Source organism: Roseitranquillus sediminis (assembly GCF_016918935.1).
Lineage (GTDB): Bacteria > Pseudomonadota > Alphaproteobacteria > Rhodobacterales > Rhodobacteraceae > Roseitranquillus > Roseitranquillus sediminis.
Map to the genome: position 1 here is coordinate 1 of NZ_JAFFOB010000026.1, position 2,283 is coordinate 2,283.

Consider the following 2,283-nt stretch of genomic DNA (forward strand, 5'->3'; position numbering starts at 1 on the left):
GCAAGATATTCCATTGCGGCGCGTGCGCCTCCTGTCTTGTGTGGGACGCCGGCGAGGTCGAGGCCCATTTCGACGCCGGAGAGGGTGCCCATCAGCATGAGGTCGTTGAAGTCGCCGAGATGGCCGATGCGGAAGATCCTGTCGGCGAGCCTGGAGAGGCCGGCGCCGAGGGACATGTCGAAGTGCTCGAGGATCACGGCCCGGAGCGCGTCGCCGCCCTCTTCGCCCGGCATCACCACCGCGGTGAGCGAGCTGGAATGGTGGCGCGGCTCCTGGCAGAGGACCTCGAGGCCCCAGGCCCGCACGGCGCGGCGCGTGGCCTCGGCGTGCCGGTCGTGGCGGGCGAAGACGTTCTCCAGCCCCTCCTCCTCCAGCATGTCGATCGCCTCGGCGAGGCCGTAGAGCAGGTTGGTCGCCGGCGTGTAGGGGAAGAAGCCCTTCGCGTTCGGGCCCAGCATCTCGGACCAGTCCCAGTACGAGCGCTTGAGACCGGCCGTCTCGTGCGCCGCGAGCGCCTTCGGGCTCAGCGCGTTGAACGACAGCCCTGGCGGCAGCATCAGCCCCTTCTGGCTGCCGGCGACGATGACGTCGACGCCCCACTCGTCCATCCGCATGTCGATCGAGGCCAGCGACGAGATGGTGTCGACCATCAGCAGCGCGTCGGTCCCCGCCCGGTCCATCGCCGCGCGCACCTCGTCGATGCGCGTGGCGCAGCCGGTCGAGGTCTCGTTCTGCACGACGCAGACCGCCTTGACGTCGGGATGCTCCTCCAGCGCGGCGCCCAGCGTCTCGGGGTCGACGCCGGTGCGCCAGTTCGACTGGATCACCACCGGGTCGAGGCCGATCTTCTGCGCGAGCTTCTGCCAGAGCATCGCGAAGTGCCCGGTCTCGACCATCAGCACCCGGTCGCCCGGCGAGAGCGTGTTGACCAGCGCCGCCTCCCATGCGCCGGTACCGGAGGCGGGATAGATCACCACCTGGCCTGCCTCGGTCCTGACGATCCGCTTCATGCCCGCGAGCACGCGCGTGCCGAGGTCGGCGAAGGTCGGGCCGCGGTGGTCGATGGTGGGATAGTCCATCGCGCGCAGGACGCGGTCCGGGACGTTGGTGGGTCCCGGGATCTGCAGGAAATGCCGTCCGCTGCGCATCGGATATCGCCTCGCTCGTCCAGGTCGTCGTTGCGCACCTTAATTTTGAATGCATAATGCAAGTCAAGAGCTTTATGGCCGGCGGGGCGGGAATGGCGGACTGGAAACGGCTGGCGGACGAGATCGAGGGCGCGGTCCTCACCAACCGCTTCGACCGCGGACGCTACGCGACGGACGCGTCCTTCTACCAGATCGTGCCCGAGGCGGTGGTGGTGCCGCGGCGGCACGACGACGTCGCCGCGACGCTTGAGGTCGCGCGCGCGGCCGGCGTGCCGGTCACCGCCCGCGGCGGCGGCACCAGCCAGGCGGGCCAGACCATCAACCGCGGCGTGGTGATCGACTACTCGAAGCACCTGAACCGGGTGGTCGACCTCGACGTCGCGGCGCAGTCCGCGACGGTCGAGCCCGGCCTCGTCCTCGACGAACTCAACCGCCAGCTGAAGCGGCACGGCCTCTTCTTCCCGGTCGACGTCTCCACCGCCTCGCGCGCCACGATCGGCGGGATGGCGGCGAACAATTCCTGCGGCGGCCGGTCGATCCGCTACGGCCGGATGCGCGAGAACGTCGCGGCCATCGACGCGCTCCTGGCCGACGGCACCCGCGCCCGCTTCGGCGAGGTCGACCGCGCCGCGCTGATGTCCAACGCCGGCGGCCCGGTCGAGGCGCTGATGCGCGACATGCTGGCGCTGGGGGAACGCGAGGCGGCGGAGATCGCGGCGCGCTTCCCGAAGGTGCTGCGCCGGGTCGGGGGCTACAACACCGACGCGCTGGTGCCGGACGGCGCGGCGAACAACCTCGCGCACCTGCTCGTGGGCTCGGAGGGCACGCTGGCGCTGAGCGAGACGGTGGACATCCGGCTCTCGCCCCTGCCGAAGCACAAGGTGGTCGGCGTCTGCCACTTCCCAACCTTCCGCGAGGCGATGGCGGCGACGCAACACCTCGTCGCCCTCGGCCCCTCGGCGGTGGAGCTGGTGGACCGCAACATGATCGAGCTCGGGCGCGAGATCCCGGCGCTCGCCCCGCACCTCGCCGACTTCGTGCGCGGCGACCCCGCCGCGCTGCTGCTCGTCGAGTTCGCCGAGGACGATCCGGAGGAGAACAGCCGCCGCCTCGCCGGGCTGCACGACACGATGGC

The 2,283-nt window shown here is 70.7% G+C and carries 2 protein-coding genes; one reads left to right on the forward strand and one right to left on the reverse strand.

Going from position 1 to position 2,283, the window contains the following annotated elements; translation table 11 throughout:
- The coding region (locus tag JM664_RS17780) for a pyridoxal-phosphate-dependent aminotransferase family protein (RefSeq protein ID WP_227421283.1) at nucleotides 1-1,148 on the reverse strand (1,148 nt) is incomplete at its 3' end.
- 92 nt (nucleotides 1,149-1,240) lie between these two features.
- Between JM664_RS17780 and JM664_RS17785 the strand changes: the two genes are divergently transcribed.
- Nucleotides 1,241-2,283 (forward strand): FAD-binding oxidoreductase (locus JM664_RS17785; RefSeq protein ID WP_227421284.1); only part of this gene is annotated, 1,043 nt, incomplete at its 3' end.